Origin of the sequence: Streptomyces sp. CA-179760 (assembly GCF_050937045.1) — a bacterium.
Classification (GTDB): domain Bacteria; phylum Actinomycetota; class Actinomycetes; order Streptomycetales; family Streptomycetaceae; genus Streptomyces.
This window is the reverse complement of the sequence record NZ_JBNJLZ010000001.1, coordinates 3884017-3906386: the sequence shown is the minus strand read 5'-3', so window position 1 is coordinate 3906386 and position 22370 is coordinate 3884017. Positions and strand designations below refer to the sequence as shown.

Sequence of the window (22370 nt, the reverse complement as noted above, 5' to 3'; positions counted from 1 at the left end):
ACAACCGGTCAGGCGGTGAGGGCGCCCGGCTCGGTACGGGCCGCCTCGCAGTGCGGGGCCGTGTGCATCGGCATCTCCGTCAGCCCCGGGTAATAGACGTGCAAGCTCACCGCCGACTCGAGTGCGTCATTCACTACCTCGTGTACGTACCCCGGCGCGAACACGTGTTGCGCGCCCGCCCGCAACGCGCGTGTGCCCCGCTCCGTGCGCTCCGTCAGCGTGCCGTCCAGCACGGTCAGCACCCCGGAGGAGCGCCCGTGGTCGTGCAGCCCGCTGCCCTGCCCGGGCACCCAGGACAGCAGCCACACCTCGTAGCCCGGGCCGGTGCGCAGCCGGTGGTACCAGCGGCTGGCCGCGTCGTAGCGGACGAGGTGCTCCCACTGGGAGCGGTCGGCGGCGATGGAGCGGGCGAGGCCGACGAACTCGGCGACGGTGGCCGGGTGCTCGCGCTCCAGCTGGAGCAGGTGCGGGACTTCGAGGATGTCGCCGGCGATCTGGAGGTCGCTGTCGCTGTTCATGGGGTGCGTGGTTCCTCAGTGAAAGTGGGTCAGAGGGAACGAGAGCCGAGGGACTGGTGGCTCGGCCTTCAGCTGGAGCGGGTGTGGCTCAACAGCTGGAACAGCAACAGCTACAGCGAGCGCGGGCAGCACCGTGGGACCCGGCGGTGCGGGTCGAGGTGGGTGCCAAGTTCGCGAGCATGCCCACTAGGACACCGGGTCACACCTCCGGTGTCAACTCGGCACCCGGTATGTGGGACGAGGTTCACCTCATCCGGTCGTTCACTCAGATGAAAGGTTTGTTCATGGCCCGGCAGGGACACATGGGGTCCACCGGGCGCACAAACCTCGTTGCGCACTCGTGATCAGACTGTGATCAGATTCGCTTTGTCGTGGGTGTCGGAACGAGATCGAACTCCCGGGCGTCCTCCCCTGTACAGGTCTGTACGGGACCCAGGTGACGGTGGGGCCCCTCGCGGGCTCCGGCTGCGTGTCAAGGTTTATGCCGATTTGAACACTTTCCGCACGGCCTTGGTTCCGCAGAGTGAATAAGGGGCTCAATAGCAGATCTCGGCTTGACTCGCCCGGAGCAGCACACTTGTAATTTCACTCGTGTCGTTCAGCCGCAATCGGTAACGGCTACATCACGGGGACGCGGATAAGAACAGACGAGGGGCGCACATGACCGAGCTGGTGCAGCAACTGCTGGTCGACGACGCGGACGAGGAACTCGGCTGGCAGGAGCGCGCACTGTGCGCCCAGACCGACCCCGAGTCCTTCTTCCCCGAGAAGGGCGGCTCGACCCGGGAGGCCAAGAAGGTCTGTCTCTCCTGCGAGGTCCGCTCCGAGTGCCTCGAGTACGCCCTCGCCAACGACGAGCGCTTCGGCATCTGGGGCGGCCTGTCCGAGCGGGAGCGCCGCCGGCTGAAGAAGGCCGCGGTCTGACCGGACCCCTGGGTGCGTGAACGGCCCGTCGCAGGTGGGTTGTCCACAGGCGGCGGGCCGCCTTGCCCTCCCATCTCCCGGCCCCCGCCCCCTCATCGAGGCGCTGCGCGCCGCCCCTGCGGGACTGCCGATAGTGTGGGCGCTCGTCCGAGACGCCCCGCGGCCCCCGCCGGCCGCAGGCGTCCACCGCAGTCCACCGAACCGGGGCCCGTACCTCGATGTCCGTGCACAGCCACTCGGCAGCTCATCACGACACCGCTGCCACAGCCGTGTTTGACCCGGCACGCCCGCCCGAGTTCCCGCGTCATGTGGTGACCGCGGTCCTCGTCTCCCACGACGGCGCCCGCTGGCTGCCGGACGCGCTCGCCGGGCTGCTCGGCCAGGAGCGACCCGTCCAGTACGCGATGGGTGCCGACACCGGCAGCGCGGACGCCTCCGCCCAGCTGGTCACCGACGCGCTCGGCGCCGACCGGGTGCTGCACCTCGCCCGCCGTACCGGCTTCGGTCAGGCCGTCGAGGAGTGCGGCCGCAGCGCCCCGGTCCTCACCCCGGAGCACCTGCCGTACCTGAAGCGGCCCAGCGGCTGGGACCCGGTCACGCGTTCGTGGCGGGACGACGCCTACGACATGCCCGAGCTCCCGCACGGCGAGCCGGTGCAGTGGCTGTGGCTGCTGCACGACGACTGCGCCCCGGAACCCGACGCCCTGGCCCAGCTGCTGCGCGTCGTGGACAACGAGTACGAACTGGGCCGCGACGACGTGGCCGTCGTGGGCCCCAAGCTCCGCGGCTGGTACGACCGGCGGCAGCTGCTGGAGGTCGGCGTCTCCATCGCCAACTCCGGCCGCCGCTGGACCGGCCTGGACCGCCGCGAGCAGGACCAGGGCCAGCACGACCACGTCCGGACCGTACTGTCGGTGTCCACCGCCGGCATGCTCGTCCGCCGCGACGTCTTCGAACAGCTCGGCGGCTTCGACCGGCATCTGCCCCTCATGCGCGACGACCTCGACCTGTGCTGGCGCGCGCACGCCGCGGGCCACCGCGTGCTGATCGCCCCGGAAGCCGTCGTCCGGCACGCCGAGGCGGCCTCCAGGGAGCGCCGCGCCGTCGACTGCGTGGGCCGTACGTCCGCCTCCCCGCACAAGGTCGACAAGGCCGGCGCCGTCTACAGCCTGCTCGTCAACACGCGTACGGCCGTGCTGCCCTGGGTGCTGCTGCGCGTCGTGCTCGGCACCCTGCTGCGGACCGTCGCCTACCTCGTCGGCAAGGTCCCCGGACAGGCAGTCGACGAGATCCGCGGCCTCATGGGCACCCTGCTGCGGCCCGAGCGGATCCTCGCCGGGCGGCGCGTCAGAGGAACCCCCCAGGTCGACAAGGGCGAGCTGCGGCCACTGTTCCCGCCGCCCGGCGCGACGGTCCGCATGACCGTCGAGCAGGTCGCGGGCAACCTCGTCGGCAGCTCCGACCCCGAGGCCGCCGCCGGTGCCGGACGGCACGGCGGTGCCGTCGAGTCGGGCCCCGGCGGCGACGACGCGGACTTCCTGCAGATCGAGCAGTTCGCCCGGCTCAAGCGCATCGCGCGCAAGCCCGGCCCGGTGCTCTTCCTCGTCCTGCTGCTCGTCTCCCTGCTCGCCTGCCGCGAACTCCTCGGCGGCGGCGCGCTCGCGGGCGGCGCCCTGCTGCCCGCCCCGGTCGACTCCTCCGCCCTGTGGGCGCGCTACCTGGACGCCTGGCACCCGGTCGGCGCCGGCGGCACCTCCGCCGCGCCGCCGTACGTCGCGCTCGTGGCGATGCTGGCGTCCCTGCTGTTCGGCTCGACCGGCCTCGCCGTCACCGTCCTGCTCGTCTGCTCGGTGCCGCTGGCCGGTGTCGCCGCCTACTTCGCCTCCCGCCCGCTGGTCGAGTCCCGGCTGCTGCGCGCGTGGGCGTCCGTCGTGTACGCCTTCCTGCCCGCCGCCACCGGCGCCCTCGCCGGCGGCCGCCTCGGTACCGCCGTCCTGGCCGTGCTGCTGCCGCTCATCGCACGGGCGGGCATCGCGGCCAGTGGCCTGGCGAACCCGTCGGGCGCGCGGGGCAGTTGGCGCGCCACCTGGGCGTACGCACTGCTGTTGACCATCACCACCGCGTTCACCCCGATCGTGTGGCCCCTCGCCCTGATCCTCGGGGTGGGGCTGCTGGCCGTCCGCCGGACGGACATCACGGCGTACGGGCCGCGGTTCCTCGCCCAGCTCGGCACGCCCCTGCTGGTCCTGGCTCCCTGGTCGCTGTCGCTGCTCCCGTTCGGCTTCTTCCAGCAGGCCGGCCTGGAGTACGGAGCCGGCTCCGCCTCCGCCCTCGACCTGCTCGGCGCCAGCCCGGGTGGCCCCGGCACGGTCAGCGGCCTGATGCTCATCGGCATCGTGCTGGCCGCGCTCGCCGCCCTGCTGCGCTCGGAACGCCAGTCGGGCATCCGGACGGCGTGGGGGGTCGCCCTGGTGGGCTTCGTCCTCGCGGCCCTGTCCAACAGCTCCACCTGGGCCGGCCCCGCGACCCTCGTCTACGGCATCGCCCTCCTGGCGGCCGCCGTTCTCGGCGCCGACGGGGCACGCGCGCGCGTGGCCGAGCAGAGCTTCGGCTGGCGCCAGCCGGTCGCCGTGCTGATCGCCTTCGCCTCGGCCGCGGGCCCGCTGCTCGTCGCCGCCGGCTGGATGATCCGCGGCGCCGACGGGCCCCTGGAGCGACGCGACCCGACGCAGGTCCCCGCGTTCGTCGCCGAGGAGAGCGGCAGCCGCGACCAGGCCCGCACCCTCGTCCTCGACAGCGACTCCGGCGCCCACGTCGGCTACATGCTCGTGCGCGGTTCCGGCGCCCGCCTCGGCGACGGCGAGGTCGCCGCGGCTGACGGCGAGAACAGCCGGCTCGACAAGGTCGTCGCCAACCTCGTCGCCGGCTCCGGCGCCGACCAGGCCGACCAGCTCGGCGGCTTCGCCGTGCGCTATGTCCTCGTCCACCAGGGCGCGCCCCGCGAGGTCACCCGCGTCCTGGACGCCACGCCCGGCCTGACCCGGCTCAGCCAGCAGAGCGGCGGCGCGCTGTGGCGCCTCGACCGGCAGGTCGCGCGCGCCGCCATCGTCCCCGCCTCCGGATCCGGCACCCCGCAGCCCGTCGCCGCCGGGCCCGTCGACATCCACACCACGATCCCGGCCGGCACCGACGGGCGCGTGCTGCGCCTCGCCGACACCGCAGCCGACGGCTGGACCGCCACACTGGACGGCAAGCCGCTGACCCGCACCACGGTCGACGGCTGGGCCCAGGGCTTCGAACTCCCCGCCACCGGCGGCACGCTGGACGTCACCTACGACGACCCGATCGGCCACACCGTGTGGCTGTGGACGCAGGGCCTGCTCGCCGTCGTCCTCGTGGTCCTCGCCCTGCCCGGCCGGCGCCGCGACGTCGACGACGACATGCCCGAGGAGCCGGTCGTCCCGGCCCAGGCGGTCGCCGGTGAGGGCCGCCGCGCCCGCCGCCTGCGCGCCCAGGCCGAGGCCGAGACCGAGGCGGAAGGAGCGGCCGGGCCCGGGGAGTTCCCGGCCTCGCCGCCGCAACCGGAACAGCCACCCGTGGGAGTCCCGCAACAGCAGAACCACGGTCAGTGGGACGGGACGGGCTACGCGGGCTACGGCGACCAGTACCAGGCCGCCCCGTACCCGGCGGACCCGTACAACGGGCAGTACCAGGCGGACCCGTACCAGGGCGGCCAGTACGACCCGTACGCGTACGGCGGCCCGCCCCAGGCACCGCAGTACGACCCGGCGGGCTACGACCAGACCTACACCCAGGGCTACGGCACTCCGTACGACCCCGCGCAGGAGCAGCACCAGCAGCACCACCCCCACGGCACGGGCAGTGAGCGTCCCGACGGGAGCCAGCAGTGAACCGCACCACCCTGTCCCTGATCGCCGGCGTGACCGCGCTCGCCGCCGTCACGGGCTTCGCCGCGCTGTCCGCCCCGGACGCCCCGGGCGCGGACGCCGGCGCCCAGGCGGCCGCCCAACTGCCCGTGGAGCGCACGAGCCTGCTGTGCCCTGCGCCCAGCACGTCCGACCTCGCCGAGACGTCCTACACGTCCTTCACGCCCGTCACGAAGGGCACGGAGAACGGCGGCAAGGCCGAACTCCAGGCGGCGGCCGAAGCGTCGGCGGAAGGCTCTGACCAGGGCGGCGACAAGGGCGCGGACGACGGCAAGGACGACGGCAAGGACGACGGCGAGTCCGGCCAGGACAAGGCCGGGAAGTCCGTGCTGACTCCCAAGGAGCCCGGCAAGCCGGTCACCGGGGACAGCTCGGGTTCCGACGCCCCCGCACTCGTCGGGACCGCCGACGGCAGGTTCGCGCCCGGCTGGACCGTCCAGGAGACCACGGAGGTCGCCGCCGGGACCGGACGCGGCCTCCAGGGCGTCAACTGCGCGGCTCCGGACACGAGTTTCTGGTTCCCGGGCGCCAGTACGGCGGCCGACCGCACCGACTACGTCCACCTGACGAACCCCGACGACTCGGCCGCCGTGGTCGACGTCGAGCTCTACGGCAAGGACGGCACCCTGCAGTCCCCGGTGGGGGAGGGCATCACCGTCCAGCCGCACTCCAGTGAGCCGGTCCTGCTGTCCACGCTCACGGACGAGGAGCAGACCAACCTCACCGTGCACGTCAACGTCCGCAGCGGACGCGTCGGCGCTTCCGTGCAGGCCCTGGACGACAGGCTCGGCGGCGACTGGCTGGCCGCGTCCACGGACCCGTCGGGCAGCCTGGTCCTGCCCGGCATCCCCAAGGACGCCACCTCCGTGCGCCTGGTCGCCTTCACCCCGGCGACGAGGACGCGGACCTGAAGGTGCGCCTCGCCTCCCCCTCCGGGCTGATCACCCCGGCCGGGCACGAGACGGTGCACGTCAAGGGCGGCATGACGACCGCCGTCGACCTCGGCGACGTCACACGCGGCGAGGCTGGCTCCCTGGTGCTGACGCCGACGGACCGGTCCGTGCCGGTCGTGGCGGCCCTGCGGGTCGTACGGGGCAAGGGCGACAAGCAGGAGACGGCGTTCATCCCGGCCACCCGCCCCGTCGGCACACGCGCGACGTCCGCGGACAACAGGGCCAAGGGCAGCACCCTGTCCCTGACCGCCCCCGGCCGTGCCGCCACGGTCAAGGTCACCGCCTCGGCGGGCAGCGAGGGCGGCACCCCGGCGTCGAAGACGTACACGATCAAGGCCGGCACCACCCAGGACATCGAGCCCCCGGCCCCCGGCGGCCTCAAGGGCACCTACGCGCTCACGGTCGAGCCGGTCTCCGGCGGCCCGGTCTACGGCGCCCGCACTCTGACGGCCGACGAGAGCGGCGTCCCCGCCTTCACCGTCCAGACACTCCCCGACGACCGGGGCACGGTGGCGGTACCGGAGGCGGACGAGGACCTGTCGGTGCTGCAGAAGTAGGAGACGCGGGGAAGCACGGGGGAGGGGACGCAGGGTCGGCCCCGTGGGTCTCAGCCCTGCTCCTCGCCGTACCGCGGATCCACCGTCTCCGGCGTCAGCCCCAGCAGCTCGGCGACCTGCTCGACGACGACCTCGTGCACCAGCGCCGCCCGCTCGTCGCGCCCCTTGGTGCGGATCTCGACCGGCCGCCGGTAGACCACCACGCGGGCGGGGCGCCCCTCGCGGGCGCTGATCGTGCCGCCGAGCGGAACCGCCTCGTCGTTCCAGGCCTCGCCGGGCCCGTCGAGCCGCGGCACCTCCAGCACCAGGAACTCGATGTCGGCGAGCTGCGGCCACCGCCGCTCCAGACGCTCCACGGAGTCCTGCACCAGATCGGCGAACGCCTCCGCGCGGCTCGCGGCGAGCGGCACCTGCGGCGGTGCGATCGGGCCGCGCATGCCCCGGCCGTGGCGATCACGACGGCGGGGCCCGGGGGCGGCGGCACGGGGCGTTACGGGCTTCTCCATCACTGCTGAAGGGTAGTCCCCGCCACGCACGTGTGCCCGGAACAGCGCGGCGGCACGGACGGCTTCCGGCCGACGGGAACGGATGTCGTTACATGACCATTCCAGCCAAGGTTGGGCTCGATTCCGTATCCCGCCGAGACCGGTGACGTCACGGCAATTGAGGATTTTGTGACGACTCTTGACCGCGCACGGACCCGTCCGACCCCCCGGACGACGGTGTCCGGGCAGGTCAGCCGGGTGTGCCTGCAGGGGCCTGTGGGGCGTTTCACAACGCGACACGGTGGAGTGACCTCGTGGAGAGTCGTCGCGGCCCGCTCAAGAGTGCGGTACCGTCCAACATCGTGAGCCCTGTACGTCGCTGTTCGCGCACCGCCTGCGGCCGCCCCGCCGTCGCGACGCTGACGTACGTCTACGCCGACTCGACCGCGGTCCTCGGCCCGCTCGCCACCTACGCCGAACCCCACTGCTACGACCTGTGCGCCGAGCACTCCGAGCGCCTCACCGCCCCGCGCGGCTGGGAGGTCGTCCGGCTCCTCGACGGCTCGGCCCCGGCCCGCCCCAGCGGCGATGACCTGGAAGCCCTTGCCAACGCGGTGCGAGAGGCGGCCCGCCCCCAGGAGCGGGCGGCCGGGGCCGGTGGCGGAGGGCGTGCGGCCGACCCCATGGAGGTCGCGCGGCGGGGTCATCTGCGGGTCCTTCGGTCCCCCGACAACTGAGTCCCCCCGTTCGGCTGCCGTCTCGCGCACACCCATTGACGCGAGCTTGGCGCGGACATGACCATTCCGTTTGAGGATGCGAGAAATCGCTTTCACGTGACGGAAACCGGGGAGGCGCCCGTTGTACGTCCAGGAACTGGAACCCGTCGCCGGCTCACTGGGCGTGTCCGCCCTCGTGGCCGCCCTGCCCCTCGTGATCGTCCTGGTCCTGCTCGGCGGCGTCCGCCTGAAGGCGCACCTGGCAGGCCTCACCGGCCTCCTCGCCGCCGTGCTCGTCGCCCGGCTCGCGTACGGCATGCCCCTCGGCCAGACCCTCTCCAGCGCCGCCCAGGGCGCCGTCTTCGGCCTCTTCCCCATCCTGTGGATCGTCGTCAACGCCCTGTGGGTCTACCGGATGACCGTCCGCACCCGGCACTTCGACATCCTGCGCCGGTCCTTCGGGCGGCTGTCCGACGACCCGCGCATCCAGGCACTCGTCATCGCCTTCTGCTTCGGGGCGCTGCTGGAGGCACTCGCCGGCTTCGGGGCCCCCGTCGCGATCAGCGCGGTCATGCTGGTCGCCCTCGGCTTCGAACCGGTGCGCGCCGCCGTCGTCGCCCTGGTCGCCAACACCGCGCCCGTGGCCTTCGGCGCGATGGGCACCCCGGTCGTCACCCTCGCCCAGGTCACCGGACTGCCGCTGGACTCCGTGGCGTCCGTGGTGGGCCGTCAGACGCCGCTGCTGGCCCTCGTGGTGCCGCTGGTGCTGGTCTGGCTCGTGGACGGCCGGCGCGGGCTGCGCGAGACCTGGGTGCCCGCCCTGGCGTGCGGAGTCGCCTTCGCCGTCGCCCAGTTCGCCGCCTCCAACTACGTCTCCGCCCAACTCGCCGACATCGGCGCCGCCCTGGCCGGGGCGGGCGCCCTGATCGCCGTACCGCACGCGCGCGTGCCCGCCGCCGAGTCCGTACGCGCCTCCGTGCTGACCGGCGCCCGCAGCGAGGAACTCGACCAGGAGGACCCGCCCCGCGAGATCCTGCGCGCCTACGCCCCCTACGCGCTGATCGTCGCGATCTTCTCCCTCGCGCAGATACCGGCCCTCAAGGACTGGCTCGCCAGGACCACCCAGACCTACGACTGGCCCTTCCTGAACGTGGCGGGACCGGACGGCGACCCGGTCAGCGGCAACGTCTTCACCTGGCCCATCGTGTCCACCGGCGGCACGCTGGTGCTCCTCGCCGGCGTCTGCACGGCCGCCGTCATCGGGGTGCACGCGCGCGTGGCGGTCAAGGAGTGGCTCGCGACCGTCCACGAGCTGCGCTTCGCGATCCTGACGGTGACCTCCGTACTGGCGCTCGCCTACGTCATGAACCTCTCCGGCCAGGCGGGGACGATCGGCCACTTCGTCGCGGCGGCCGGAGCCGGACTGGCGTTCCTCTCACCCGTCCTCGGCTGGTTCGGAGTCGCCGTCACCGGGTCCGACACCTCGGCCAACGCCCTCTTCGGCGCCCTCCAGGTGACCGCCGCCCGCGAGTCCGGACTCTCCCCCGACCTGCTGGCCGCCGCCAACAGCTCCGGCGGCGTCCTCGGCAAGATGATCTCCCCGCAGAACCTCACCATCGCCTGCGCGGCCGTCGGACTCGCGGGCCGTGAGGGCGACCTGCTGCGCAAGGTACTGCCGTGGAGCCTGGGCCTGCTGCTGGTCATGTGCCTGATCGTGGTCGGCCAGAGCACACCGGTCCTGGGCTGGATGCTGCCCTGACGCCCGAGGCGATGTCCGGGCACCCGCACAGCGTCCGCTCAGCGCGCTGTCAGCGGGGCCGGGTAGTTTGGGCCGACCGACAGTACTTTTCCAGGAAGGTTGGCCGTGGCTGCTGATCTGTCGCAGGTCGTGAAGGCGTACGACGTACGCGGAGTCGTCCCCGACCAGTGGGACGAGTCCCTGGCCGAGCTCTTCGGGGCGGCCTTCGTACAGGTCACCGGTGCGAGCGCCATCGCGACCGGGCACGACATGCGGCCCTCCTCGCCGGGCCTGTCGCGTGCCTTCGCGCGCGGGGCCGCCGCGCAGGGCGCCGACGTCACGGAGATCGGCCTGTGCTCGACGGACCAGCTGTACTACGCCTCGGGCGCGCTGGACCTGCCGGGCGCCATGTTCACCGCCTCCCACAACCCGGCGCAGTACAACGGCATCAAGATGTGCCGCGCGGGCGCCGCCCCGGTCGGCCAGGACACCGGGCTCGCGGAGATCCGCGAACTCGTCGAGAACTGGAGCGAGTCGGGCGCCCCGGAGCCGGCCGCGAAGCCGGGAACGATCACAGGCCGCGACACGTTGTCGGACTACGCGGCGCACCTGCTCTCGCTGGTCGACCTGGCCTCAGTCCGCCCCCTGAAGGCCGTCGTCGACGCGGGCAATGGCATGGGCGGCCACACGGTCCCCGAGGTCTTCGCCGGCCTGCCGGTGACGCTGGTCCCGATGTACTTCGAGCTGGACGGGACCTTCCCCAACCACGAGGCCAACCCCCTCGACCCGGCCAACCTCGTCGACCTGCGCAAGCGGGTCCGCGAGGAGGGCGCCGACCTGGGCCTCGCCTTCGACGGCGACGCCGACCGCTGCTTCGTCGTCGACGAGCGCGGCGAGCCGGTCTCCCCGTCCGCGATCACCGCACTCGTCGCCTCCCGCGAACTGGCCAGGCACGGCGGCAAGGGCGTGATCATCCACAACCTGATCACGTCCTGGTCGGTCCCCGAGGTCGTCGAGGAGAACGGCGGCGACCCGGTCCGCACCCGCGTGGGCCACTCCTTCATCAAGGCGGAGATGGCCAGGTCGGGCGCGATCTTCGGCGGCGAGCACTCCGCGCACTACTACTTCCGCGACTTCTGGAACGCCGACACGGGCATGCTGGCCGCCCTCCACGTCCTGGCGGCCCTCGGCGGCCAGGCAGGCCCCCTCTCCGCCCTCGTCTCCCAGTACGACCGCTACGCGGGCTCCGGCGAGATCAACTCCACGGTCACCGACCAGGCGGCCCGCCTCGCCGCGATCCGCTCCGCGTACGGGACCCGCGAGGGCATCGAACTGGACGACCTCGACGGCCTCACGGTCTCCGCCGCCGACTGGTGGTTCAACGTCCGCCCCTCCAACACGGAGCCGCTGCTGCGGCTGAACGCGGAGGCCAGGGACCCGGAGACGATGGCCCGGGTGAGGGACGAGGTACTGGGGATCATCAGAGGCTGAGGCCCCACCCCCACCGGCGGTAATCTGACCAGGCACAACCCAAGCGCCCGCACCTCGGAGGAAACCCCAATGCCCCTCGAATCCGGCCTCCTGGACATCCTCGCCTGCCCGGCCTGCCACGCCCCGCTCAAGGAGCAGGACACCGAACTGATCTGCACCGACCAGGGCTGCGCCCTGGCCTACCCCGTCCGCGACGGCATCCCCGTCCTCCTGGTCGACGAGGCCCGACGCCCCGCGTAGGACCCGCGCGCGGACACACTCGCTGAGCCCCGGTGCACATGGCCCCCGGCACAACGGGCACCGCAGTAGGACGACACCCCCATAACGGACCCCGGCGATCGGAGGCTGCCGCCCCATGCTCGACGAATCGCTGCTCGACTCCCCAGAGGGCCTCGCGGAGGCCGACCACCGAGGCCTGCTCCGCGGTGCCGCGGAAGCCGGCGCGCGCGTCCGCACGGCCGCCCGCCACGCCGCCGAGGCAGGCGTCAACGACCTCAAGCCCGACGGCCGCCCCCGCGGCGTCCTCATCGCCGGCCCGGGCGCCGCCGCCACCCACGCGGCCGACCTGCTCGGCACGCTCGCCGGCGCCGGCAGCCCGGTCACCCGCCTGGCCCCCATCGGTGTCGCCCCCGCCGCGGGCGCCCTGCGCTGGGAACTGCCCGGCTGGGTCGGCTCCGTGGACCTCCTCCTGATCACCACCCCGGACGGGACCGAGCCGGGCCTGTCCCTCCTCGCCGAGCAGGCCTACCGCCGTGGCTGCACCGTCGTCGCCGTAGCCCCCAGCAGGTCCCCGCTCGCCGACGCCGTGAACGGCTCGCACGGCCTGTTCGTCCCCATGGCGACCGCCCCGTACGACCAGGACGAGCCCTTCGCCGCGTCCGCCCCCGGCGTCCTGTGGGCCCTGCTCACCCCGCTCCTGGCGCTCCTGGACCGCGCGGGCGTGCTCACCGCCCCGCCGGAGGCCCTCGGCAAGGTCGCCGACCGCCTCGACCGCATCGCCGAACGCTGCGGCCCCGCCATCGCGACGTACAGCAACGCCGCCAAGACCCTGGCCGCCGAACTCACCGACGCGCTCCCCATCGTCTGGACCGAGGGCGTCTCGGCCGGACCGGCGGGCCGCCGTTTCGCCGCCGCTCTCGCCGAACTGTCCGGCACCCCCGCGGTCGTCGCCGAACTCCCCGAGGCCCTCGCCGCACACAGCGCCCTGCTCGCGGGCCCGCTGGCCGCCAGCGCCGACCCCGACGACTTCTTCCGCGACCGCGTCGAGGAAGCCCCCGCCCTCCACGCGCGCGTGGTGCTGCTCCGCGACCGCCCCATCGGCGGCCTCACCGCCGCCCCCGGCGCCCGCGACCTGGCCCTCAGCCACGACACCCCGATCAGCGAACTGGAACCGGAGGCGGGTGACGAGCTGGAGACCCTCGCCGAACTGATCGCCATCACGGATTTCGCCGCCGTTTACCTGGCGCTCGCCTCGAGGGCCTGATCATGCCCGGGACACCCTGACGCCCACGCGGCAGCCGCCCGGGAGCAGCAGGCGTACGTACGCACTCACAGGACCAGAGAGATCCCCATGGACCGCCTCGACAACACCATCCGCCCCTACGCCTGGGGCTCCCCGACCGCGATCCCGAACCTGCTCGGCGTCGAACCGACCGGCGAACCGCAGGCGGAGATGTGGATGGGAGCCCACCCGGGCGCCCCCTCGCGCACCGGCCGGGGCACGCTCGTCGAGGTCGTCGACGCCGCCCCCGAGAAGGAACTGGGACCGGCCGCCGTCGCCAAGTTCGGCGCGCGCCTGCCCTTCCTCCTCAAGATCCTCGCCGCCGGCGCCCCGCTCTCCCTCCAGGTCCACCCCGACCTGGCGCAGGCGAAGGAGGGCTACGCGGACGAGGAGCGCCGTGGCATCCCCGTGGACGCCCCGCACCGCAACTACAAGGACGCCAACCACAAGCCCGAACTGATCTGCGCGCTCACCGAGTTCGACGGCCTGTGCGGCTTCCGCGACCCGCTCGAGGCCGCCGGCCTGCTCGACGACCTCGGTGTCGACTCCCTCAAGCCGTACGTCGACCTGCTGCACGCCCACCCCGAGGACGCGGCCCTGCGCGAGGTCCTCACGGCGATCCTCACCGCCGACCCCGACGAGATGTCCCGGACCGTCACGGAAGCGGCCGCCGCCTGCGACCGCCTCGGCGGCGCCTACGCCCCCTACGCCGACATCGCCCACCACTACCCGGGCGACCCCGGCGTCATCGCCGCGATGCTGCTCAACCACGTCCGGCTCCAGCCGGGCGAGGCCCTCTACCTCGGCGCCGGCGTCCCGCACGCCTATCTCCAGGGCCTCGGTGTGGAGATCATGGCCAACTCCGACAACGTCCTGCGCTGCGGCCTCACCCCCAAACACGTCGACGTCCCCGAACTCCTGCGCATCGTCCACTTCCGCGCCGGCGACCCCGGCGTCCTGCGCCCCGAGGCCTCCCCGGACGGCGAGGAGGTCTACGAGACCCCGATCGACGAGTTCCGCCTCTCCCGCTATGTCCTCCCCGAGGCCGGCGCGACCCACGACCTCACCCGCCCGACCCCGCAGATCCTGCTCTGCACGGCCGGCACGGTCAGGGCGGGCGAGCACGACCTGACGCCCGGCGGATCGGTCTTCGTCCCGGCCGGTGAAAAGGCCGAAGTGTCCGGAACAGGCACGCTCTTCCGGGCCACGGTCATCGCCTGACCTCCCTACGACGGTGACCTGGCGCACCGCTGCCGGAGCGGGCTGCAACAATGGCCCACCGTCAAGCACGGGCAAAGCCAAGGGCGACGCACCAAGGCGAGCGCCCGGGCCCTGGAACGGCGTACGAAGGGACAACGCGAACATATGAGCGCGTCAGGCGGCACCAAGGCGATCGTGGCGGCACTGGCCGCGAACCTCGCGATCGCGGTAGCGAAGTTCGTGGCGTTCCTCTTCAGCGGCTCGTCCTCGATGCTCGCCGAGTCCGTGCACTCGCTCGCCGACTCCGGCAACCAGGCACTCCTGCTCCTCGGCGGCAAGAAGGCGAAGCGCGAGGCCACCCCGCAACACCCCTTCGGCTATGGCCGCGAGCGCTACATCTACGCCTTCCTCGTCTCGATCGTCCTCTTCTCGGTCGGCGGCATGTTCGCCCTCTACGAGGGCTACGAGAAGATCAAGCACCCGCACGAACTGACGAACTGGTACTGGCCGGTCGGCGTCCTGGTCTTCGCGATCATCGCCGAGACCTTCTCCTTCCGCACGGCCATCAAGGAGTCCAACGTCCTGCGGGGCAAGCGCTCCTGGAAGGAGTTCGTCCGCCACGCCAAGGCCCCCGAGCTCCCGGTCGTCCTTCTGGAAGACCTCGGCGCCCTCGTCGGTCTGATCCTCGCCCTCGGCGGCGTCGGCCTCGCCCTGCTCACCGGCGACAGCGTCTGGGACGGCGTCGGCACCCTCTGCATCGGCATCCTGCTCATCCTGATCGCCCTGGTCCTCGCCGCCGAGACCAAGTCGCTGCTGCTCGGCGAGTCCGCCGGTGTCGAGGAGACGCAGAAGATCGAGACCGCCCTCGTCGACGGCGACACGGTCACCCGCATCATCCACATGCGCACGCTCCACCTCGGCCCCGAGGAACTCCTCGTCGCCGCCAAGATCGCCGTCCGCCACGAGGAGACGGCCACCGAGATCGCCGCCGCGATCAACGCCGCCGAGTCCCGCATCCGAGAGGCCGTCCCGATCGCCCGCGTGATCTACCTCGAGCCGGACATCTACAGCGAGACCGAAGCCGCCAAGGGCTCCGACCCCGAGGCGAGGCCCGGGGGACCGACGCCGAGCGACGCCGGACACTGACGTCCCGCAAGCGCAATGCCCGAACACGCGTGGGGCCCGCCGAACCATTCGGCGGGCCCCACGCGCTTCTTCCTACTCGGCTACCCGACCTCGCGCAGCACCCCGAGGAGGGCCGATTCGTCCGACGCGGCCAACAGCCGCTCCCGGAACCCGGCGTCCATCAACTTCCGCGACAACAGCGCCAGAATCCGCAAATGCTCGTCACCCGCCGCCGCCTCCGGCACGGCGATCATGAACACCAGCCGTGCCTTCGTACCGTCCAGCGAGCCCCACTCGACGCCCTGCGCGGACCGCGCGAAACCGACGACCGGCTCCGTCACCGCATCCGTCTTGGCATGCGGAATCGCGATCTCCTCACCGAGCCCGGTCGTGCCCTGCGCCTCCCGCCGCAGCGCACACGCCACGAGCTCGTCCACGTCCGCGACCTTGCCGGTACGGGCCAGCAGCTCCGCCAACTCCCGGATTGCGGCTTCCTTGTCGCCGGCTTCGAGGCTGACCTTGACGGTCCGGTCAGTGAGGTAACCGGAGAGGACCTCGGTGGAGACGCCACCGGCGTCGGACGGCTCGGGCTCCGCTGCTTCGTCTGCTACGGCCGTGGCACTGCTCGCGGCAGTAGCGGCAGCCGCCGGCCCACCTACGGTCGCCTGCGCTACGACCGCACCGCCACTGCCACCTCCACCGGTCACCCCGGCCGGCGCGGGCTCAAGCCCAGCCGCCCCCGCACCGAAGCCCGTCTCCCCGCGCCGCCTGCGCTCACCCAGGTCGACGAGGGCCACCGTCGTCAGCGCGGTGACGACCGAGCCGATCACCACGGCCACGAAGAACATCGGCACACCGCTCACCGCACCCAGCACGGCCACGATCGGCCCACCGTGCGGCACCGCGTCCTCCACCCCGGCGACCCCGGCGATCGCACCGGCGACCGCGCCACCCAGCATGTTGGCGGGAATGACCTGCGCGGGGCGCGCGGCCGCGAACGGGATCGCACCCTCCGAGATGCCGAAGCAGCCCATGAACAGCGAGGCGAGCCCCGTCTCCCGCTCCTGCTCGGTGTACAGCCGCTTCCGTATCAGCGTGGCCAGGCCCTGCCCCAGAGGCATGACCGGGATCGCGGCCGCGCACATGCCCATGACCGTCTGATTGCCGGTCGCGATGAGGCCGGCCCCGAACAGGAACGCCGTCTTGTTGACCGGCCCGCCCATGTCGAACGCGATCATGAGCCCCAGCATCGCGCCGAGCAGGATCGCGCTGGTACCGGTCATCCCGCTGAGCCAGTCGGTCAGGTGCTCGAACACCCAGGAGATCGGCTTGCCGATGACGTAGATGAAGAACAGCCCCAGAGCCGTGGTCGCCACGATCGGGATCACGATGATCGGCATGATCGGCTGCGCGAACTTCGGGACCTTGACCTTCTTGATCCACAACACCAGATACCCGGCGAGGAACCCGGTCACGATCGCCCCGATGAACCCGGCGCCCGCCTTGGAGTCGTACAGCTCACCGGTGTTGGCGATCCAGCCACCGATCATGCCGGGCACGAGGGCGGGCCGGTCCCCGATGGCGTACGCGATGTAGCCGGACAGGATCGGCACCATCAGCGTGAAGCCGATGACACCGATGTTGTTCACGTCCATCCAGAAGGAGTCCTTCGGGATGACCAGTCCGCCCGACGGGTCGGCATGCCCGCCGAGCGAGAGCGAGATCGCGATCAGCAGCCCGCCGACCACGACGAACGGGATCATGTAACTGACCCCGTTCATCAGCGCCTTGTACCCGAGGCTCCGCTCCTTGCCGCCACCGGTCGCGGGAGCTGTGGGGGAGCTCCCTTCCGTGTGCACGGGCGCCGACAGCACCCGCTCGATCAGCTGCTCGGGGTGACGAATGCCCTCCGCCACCCCGACGGTCAGGACCCGCTTCCCCGCGAAGCGGCTCAGGTCCACGTCCTTGTCCGCGGCGACGATGATGCCGTCGGCGTGCTTGACATCGTTGTCTTCGAGGACGTTTTCAGCCCCGATGGATCCCTGCGTCTCCACCTTCATCTCGATGCCGCGGCTCTCGGCGGCCTGCGCGAGCTTCTCGGCCGCCATGTACGTGTGGGCGATGCCGGTCGGGCACGCGGTCACCGCGAGCAGCTTCAACCGCTGCCGCTCACCATCGCCGCCGCCCGTGGGGGAGGGCCGGCCGGACTGGTCACATCGATCTCCTAACGCCTTTGTCATGCGGAATCGCCGTCCCGGACGCCCCGCAAGATCGATCAGTTGTTCAGATCTCCCGGGCATCCTGCACCACCCCGCCGCAGACTCAAAGGCCAAAAGATCCCTGATAGTTCCGCTTTGTCGCCTCCTGCCGACCGTTCGTTGGTGTCCTGTTATCGCGCCCACTCATCGCCTCGATGGCGCGATGAGTTCGGATGCGGACTGGGGACGGCCCACCCTCCCGGTGTAGCTTGGGACGGAGCCAGACGTCGCTGCTGATGGCGGTCGGTCGGTCCCACCGCGGACCGGCCGAGGGAGAGAGGGCCTCCGACGGACTGCGCTGCGTGTACGCGGGCATGCCAGTGTCCTCCCTGGGCACCCCTGTGTCCGCCGCCGCGCAGACCAGCCGTATACACCTCGACCCAACTCCGAGGAGCAGCTAGCAATGACGACTGTCGACAACCGACAGGACTTCAAGGTCGCCGACCTCTCCCTGGCCGACTTCGGCCGCAAGGAGATCACCCTCGCCGAGCACGAGATGCCGGGCCTGATGGCGATCCGCAAGGAATACGCCGAGGCGCAGCCCCTCGCCGGCGCCCGCGTCACCGGCTCCCTGCACATGACCGTGCAGACCGCCGTGCTCATCGAGACCCTGGTCGCCCTGGGCGCGCAGGTCCGCTGGGCCTCCTGCAACATCTTCTCCACCCAGGACCACGCCGCGGCCGCCATCGCCGTCGGCCCGAACGGCACGCCCGACAACCCGCAGGGCGTCCCGGTCTTCGCCTGGAAGGGCGAGACCCTGGAGGAGTACTGGTGGTGCACGGAGCAGGCGCTGACCTGGCCGAACAGCCCCACCGGCGGCCCGAACATGATCCTCGACGACGGCGGTGACGCCACCCTCCTCGTCCACAAGGGCGTCGAGTACGAGAAGGACGGCAAGGTCCCCGCCGTCGACACCGCCGAGAACGACGAGCACCGCGTCATCCTCGAACTCCTCAACCGCACCATCACCGACGGCTCCCAGAAGTGGACCCAGCTCGCCTCGGAGATCCGCGGTGTCACCGAGGAGACCACGACCGGCGTCCACCGCCTGTACGAGATGCAGCGCGACGGCAACCTCCTGTTCCCGGCGATCAACGTCAATGACGCCGTCACCAAGTCGAAGTTCGACAACAAGTACGGCTGCCGCCACTCGCTCATCGACGGCATCAACCGCGCCACCGACGTCCTCATCGGCGGCAAGACCGCCGTCGTCTTCGGCTACGGCGACGTGGGCAAGGGCTGCGCGGAGTCCCTGCGCGGCCAGGGCGCCCGCGTGATCATCACCGAGATCGACCCGATCTGCGCGCTCCAGGCGGCGATGGACGGCTACCAGGTCACGACGCTCGACGAGGTCGTCGACAAGGCCGACATCTTCGTCACCACGACCGGCAACAAGGACATCATCATGGCCTCGGACATGGCCAAGATGAAGCACCAGGCGATCGTCGGCAACATCGGCCACTTCGACAACGAGATCGACATGGCCGGCCTCGCCAAGATCCCCGGCATCGTCAAGGACGAGGTCAAGCCGCAGGTCCACACCTGGACGTTCCCCGACGGCAAGGTGCTCATCGTCCTCTCCGAGGGCCGCCTGCTGAACCTGGGCAACGCCACCGGCCACCCGTCGTTCGTGATGTCCAACTCCTTCGCGGACCAGACCCTGGCCCAGATCGAGCTGTTCACCAAGCCCGACGAGTACCCGACCGGCGTCTATGTGCTGCCCAAGCACCTCGACGAGAAGGTCGCCCGCCTCCACCTCGACTCGCTCGGCGTGAAGCTGACCACGCTCCGCCCCGAGCAGGCCGAGTACATCGGCGTCCAGGTCGAGGGCCCGTTCAAGCCGGACCACTACCGCTACTGAGCCGCGCCGCCCGGCAGCAGGCCCTTCGAGGCAGGCCCCCGCACCCCCGTGCCGGGGGCCTGCCCCTTTCCCGGACCAGCGACCGGACCGGCCCGTCAAGCCCCAGGACGACCCCCATGCCCCGCGGCCGCTATTCGCTCCACGATCCGCACGACCACACCCCCCTCGCAGAAGAGCACTTCCACTGCGCCACCGGCCCCTCCGGCTGGCGCTACGTCTCCCAGCTGACCACCCCCTCGGGCGATCACCACGGCTCCGTCGACCTCACCCTCGACGAGCTCGGCCGCCCCATCCGCCTCGAAATCAACGCCGCCGCCTGGCAAGTCCGCGGCGCCGCCCTCGACGGCGTCACCTGGGTCCGCACCGACCCCACCGGGATCGAGGCCACCGAAGGCAACGTGCGCGCCCACGCCTTCACCGGCACCTCCCCGGCATTCCTCGTCGCCACCGCCCGTCTCCTGCGCCTCACCCCCTCCGCAGCCGCCACCCGCGTACGCCTCGTCGCCTTCACGGACCCGGTGCTCGCCCCGCGCACCGTGGATCAGTCGTGGTCCTTGCTGAAGAGAGAAGCACACGCCACTGACAGCGCCCCCCTGACCGTGGACGAATACCAGGTCACAGACCTGGACACGGGCGAGCAGCACGCCGTGCACATCGCCGGCGACGTGGTGCTCGCGGCCCCCGGCATCGAGCTTGAAGACCTCGAATCACCGCCGTCGACATTCACCTGACCGGGCGGCCGCAGCGGAGCGGGCAGTCCCGCTCCCACTAAGCCGGCGGCACGAACCCGGTACCGGGCCGGTCACCCGCCGGCACATCCGGCGCCTTCCCAGGCCGACCCCCACCAGTCGACTCGGACGCCGCACCTGGCGCCACAACGGGCGGCAGGTCCGCAGCCGGTGGTCCGTACGCGGCGGCCGGAGCTCCGTACACGACCGAAGGCCCCTCCGCAGCCGGAGCGAGGGCCGAAGCCGAACCGCTCCCGAAGGCCCGCCGGGACTCCCGCGCCTGCCGCTCCTGCACCACCGCCGCCAGATACGCCGCCGGAGGAACACCCTGCGGCACGGGAGCCCCCGTACGCTCCGAGAGATCCGCCGCCAGCCGCTCCGCCATCGACGAGCCCACCTGCGGATCCAGCTGCTGCATACGCGTCAGGTACTGACGGACGGCGAGCCACAACCCGTCGGGCACCGCGGACAGATCGAGCCCCGAGAACCGTCCCGCCAGCCAGGGCGGAGGAGGCGGCACAAATCCGGTCCGCGTGACCGGGATCCGCTCCCGTACGACGAGGGTCCCGGCGAACACATCTCCCAGCCGCCGCCCACGCGCCGAGACGAACGAGGCGATACAGGCGACGACCCCGAAGGTCATGAGGATCTCGATGACCGCGATCAAGCCCCTCACCAGTGCATGCCGGAAGCGGATCGGACCTCCGTCGTCCCGCACCACGCGCAGCCCGCACGCCATCTTCCCGAGCGACCTCCCGTGACTGAGTGTCTCCACCGCGATCGGCGCACCCACCAGAACGAGAACGAACGTCGCGATCGACAGCGCCGTCTGCGCCGCCTCGTCCAGCGAGGCCGTGGAAGTCACCAGCACGATGGTCACCGCCACATAGGCGGCCATGGCCGCCACAAGGTCGAGCAGCACGGCCAGCGCCCTGCTGGGCAGCCTCGCGGGGCGCAGCTCCAACGCCACAGCCTCGCCCGTCACCAGCTCACTCACGCCCGCCGTCCTTCCCCTGCCCTGCCCCGGACAGGACCAGTCTGCCAAGCTGAGGGCGCATCGCGCCGCAGTACGACAAGCTGATCCACGACGAGTCTCCGACGAACAGCCGAGGAGCAGGCACACCGATGGACCTCGACGTCTTCGTCTCCGCCCACCGAGCGGAGTGGGACCGCCTCGAAGCCCTGCTGCGTCGCCAACGCCGCCTCAACGGCGCCGAAGCCGACGAACTCGTCACCCTCTACCAGCGCACCGCCACGCACCTCTCCCTGATCCAGTCCAGCGCCCCCGACCCCCAGCTGACCGGCCGGCTCAGTCAACTGGTGGCACGCGCGCGTAGTGCCGTGACAGGCACCCGACGTGCCTCCTGGCGCGACGTCACCCGCTTCCTCGCCCACGGCTTCCCCGCCGCGGTCTACAAGTCACGCCACTGGTGGGTACCCACCGCGCTCCTGTCCACGGCCGTCGCCGCGCTCCTGGGCTGGTGGATCGGCACCCACCCTCCAGTACAGGCCTCCATCGCGGCCCCCAGCGAACTACGCGAGCTCACCCGCCCCGGCGGCCAGTACGAGACCTACTACTCCAGCCATCCGGCTGCCAGCTTCGCCGCCCAGGTCTGGACGAACAACGCCTGGGCCGCTGCCCTGTGCCTGATACTCGGGGTCTTCCTGGGGATCCCGGTCATCTGGATCCTCTTCCAGAACATGCTCAACCTCGGCATCGGCTTCGGCCTGATGTCCTCCGCCGGCCGCCTCGACACCTTCCTCGGCCTGGTCCTCCCGCACGGCCTGCTCGAACTGACCGCCGTCTTCGTGGCGGCGGGCACCGGCCTGCGCCTCGGCTGGACCCTCATCGACCCGGGCCCCCGCACGCGCCGCACGGCTCTGGCGGAAGAGGGCCGAGCCGCCATCGGCATGGCCATCGGCCTCGCCCTGGTTCTCTTCGTCTCCGGTGCCATCGAAGGCTTCGTCACCCCGTCCGGCCTCCCCACCTGGGCTCGCATCACCATCGGAGTCGCCGCCGAACTGGCCTTCCTCGCCTACGTCTACGTCCTGGGCGGTCGCGCGGCCCGCGCCGGAGACACAGGTGACGTAGAGGCAGCAGAGCGCAGCGCCACCGTTCCGACAGCGGCCTGAACGTCCTCAGGGCCGCCGGATGTGCGACCACGTCCGTTCAGCTGCTAGTCTCCTCTTCGCCCCACGGGAGTCGTTGACACGGCAAGCGCGGGGAGGTAGATTTGAACAGTTGCCTAGAGATGGGTTCCACCCCAGACGGCAACGGTGAACATCTAGCTGCTTCTTGAAACGTCGATTTCATTGAAGCCACTCCCGATTAATCGGAAATGAGCGGCCGGTCAGTACGGCCCGAAAC

Annotated in this window: 16 protein-coding genes and 1 pseudogene; 13 read left to right on the top strand and 4 right to left on the bottom strand. The window is 71.6% G+C overall.

The window, feature by feature from the left end:
- Window positions 1-8 precede the first annotated feature (8 nt).
- Window positions 9-518, bottom strand: a complete 510-nt coding sequence (locus ACQEV8_RS17325; protein WP_432961107.1) for a cysteine dioxygenase — start codon at window positions 516-518, stop codon at window positions 9-11.
- Between the two features lie 660 nt (window positions 519-1178).
- Here ACQEV8_RS17325 and ACQEV8_RS17320 point away from each other — a divergent pair.
- From ACQEV8_RS17320 to ACQEV8_RS17310, 3 genes and pseudogenes are all read left to right on the top strand, one after another.
- Window positions 1179-1442: a WhiB family transcriptional regulator gene (locus tag ACQEV8_RS17320; RefSeq protein WP_003990679.1), complete on the top strand. Its 264-nt coding sequence runs from the start codon at window positions 1179-1181 to the stop codon at window positions 1440-1442.
- 218 nt (window positions 1443-1660) lie between these two features.
- The gene (locus tag ACQEV8_RS17315) at window positions 1661-5353 is read left to right on the top strand and encodes a glycosyltransferase (RefSeq protein WP_432961104.1); all 3693 of its coding nucleotides are present in this window, start codon (window positions 1661-1663) and stop codon (window positions 5351-5353) included.
- Window positions 5350-6899: pseudogene (locus ACQEV8_RS17310) on the top strand (DUF5719 family protein). Before ACQEV8_RS17315 ends, ACQEV8_RS17310 begins: the two are co-directional and overlap by 4 nt.
- Before the next feature lie 50 nt (window positions 6900-6949).
- Here the strand turns inward: ACQEV8_RS17310 and ACQEV8_RS17305 are convergent.
- Entirely contained in the window at window positions 6950-7405 is a 456-nt protein-coding gene (locus ACQEV8_RS17305) for a metallopeptidase family protein (protein WP_432961102.1), read from the bottom strand.
- A 293-nt stretch (window positions 7406-7698) separates the two neighbouring features.
- Here ACQEV8_RS17305 and ACQEV8_RS17300 point away from each other — a divergent pair, with 293 nt between their 5' ends.
- The 7 genes from ACQEV8_RS17300 (at window position 7699) to ACQEV8_RS17270 (ending at window position 15176) form a co-directional block, all read left to right on the top strand.
- Window positions 7699-8121 (top strand): DUF3499 domain-containing protein, encoded by a 423-nt coding sequence (locus ACQEV8_RS17300; RefSeq protein WP_189726709.1) that lies wholly within the window; start codon window positions 7699-7701, stop codon window positions 8119-8121.
- Between the two features lie 121 nt (window positions 8122-8242).
- Complete coding sequence (locus tag ACQEV8_RS17295) at window positions 8243-9859, top strand: L-lactate permease (protein WP_432961100.1); 1617 nt, start codon at window positions 8243-8245, stop codon at window positions 9857-9859.
- Window positions 9860-9964: 105 nt separating this feature from the next.
- Entirely contained in the window at window positions 9965-11329 is a 1365-nt protein-coding gene (locus ACQEV8_RS17290; RefSeq protein ID WP_432961098.1) for a phosphomannomutase/phosphoglucomutase, read from the top strand.
- Window positions 11330-11398: 69 nt separating this feature from the next.
- Window positions 11399-11569 carry a Trm112 family protein gene (locus ACQEV8_RS17285; RefSeq protein ID WP_328339442.1) on the top strand — a complete coding sequence of 57 codons (171 nt, stop codon included), beginning with the start codon at window positions 11399-11401 and terminating at the stop codon, window positions 11567-11569.
- A gap of 115 nt (window positions 11570-11684) precedes the next feature.
- Entirely contained in the window at window positions 11685-12812 is a 1128-nt protein-coding gene (locus tag ACQEV8_RS17280; protein WP_432961096.1) for an SIS domain-containing protein, read from the top strand.
- 87 nt (window positions 12813-12899) lie between these two features.
- Window positions 12900-14051, top strand: a complete 1152-nt coding sequence (manA, locus tag ACQEV8_RS17275; RefSeq protein WP_432961094.1) for a mannose-6-phosphate isomerase, class I — start codon at window positions 12900-12902, stop codon at window positions 14049-14051.
- 144 nt (window positions 14052-14195) lie between these two features.
- The gene (locus ACQEV8_RS17270) at window positions 14196-15176 is read left to right on the top strand and encodes a cation diffusion facilitator family transporter (protein WP_432961092.1); all 981 of its coding nucleotides are present in this window, start codon (window positions 14196-14198) and stop codon (window positions 15174-15176) included.
- 80 nt (window positions 15177-15256) lie between these two features.
- Here ACQEV8_RS17270 and ACQEV8_RS17265 read toward each other — a convergent pair whose 3' ends face one another.
- Entirely contained in the window at window positions 15257-17299 is a 2043-nt protein-coding gene (locus ACQEV8_RS17265) for a fructose-specific PTS transporter subunit EIIC (protein WP_432972748.1), read from the bottom strand.
- 517 nt (window positions 17300-17816) lie between these two features.
- Between ACQEV8_RS17265 and ahcY the strand changes: the two genes are divergently transcribed.
- Window positions 17817-19274, top strand: a complete 1458-nt coding sequence (ahcY, locus tag ACQEV8_RS17260) for an adenosylhomocysteinase (RefSeq protein ID WP_432961090.1) — start codon at window positions 17817-17819, stop codon at window positions 19272-19274.
- Window positions 19275-19390: 116 nt separating this feature from the next.
- Entirely contained in the window at window positions 19391-20005 is a 615-nt protein-coding gene (locus ACQEV8_RS17255) for a hypothetical protein (protein ID WP_432961088.1), read from the top strand.
- 37 nt (window positions 20006-20042) lie between these two features.
- On the opposite strand, the gene ACQEV8_RS17250 is transcribed toward ACQEV8_RS17255, so the two are convergent.
- Window positions 20043-20999 (bottom strand): RDD family protein, encoded by a 957-nt coding sequence (locus ACQEV8_RS17250; protein WP_432961086.1) that lies wholly within the window; start codon window positions 20997-20999, stop codon window positions 20043-20045.
- Window positions 21000-21127: 128 nt separating this feature from the next.
- On the opposite strand from ACQEV8_RS17250, the gene ACQEV8_RS17245 reads away from it, so the two are divergent.
- Window positions 21128-22135 (top strand): stage II sporulation protein M, encoded by a 1008-nt coding sequence (locus tag ACQEV8_RS17245; protein ID WP_432961084.1) that lies wholly within the window; start codon window positions 21128-21130, stop codon window positions 22133-22135.
- Window positions 22136-22370 lie beyond the last annotated feature (235 nt).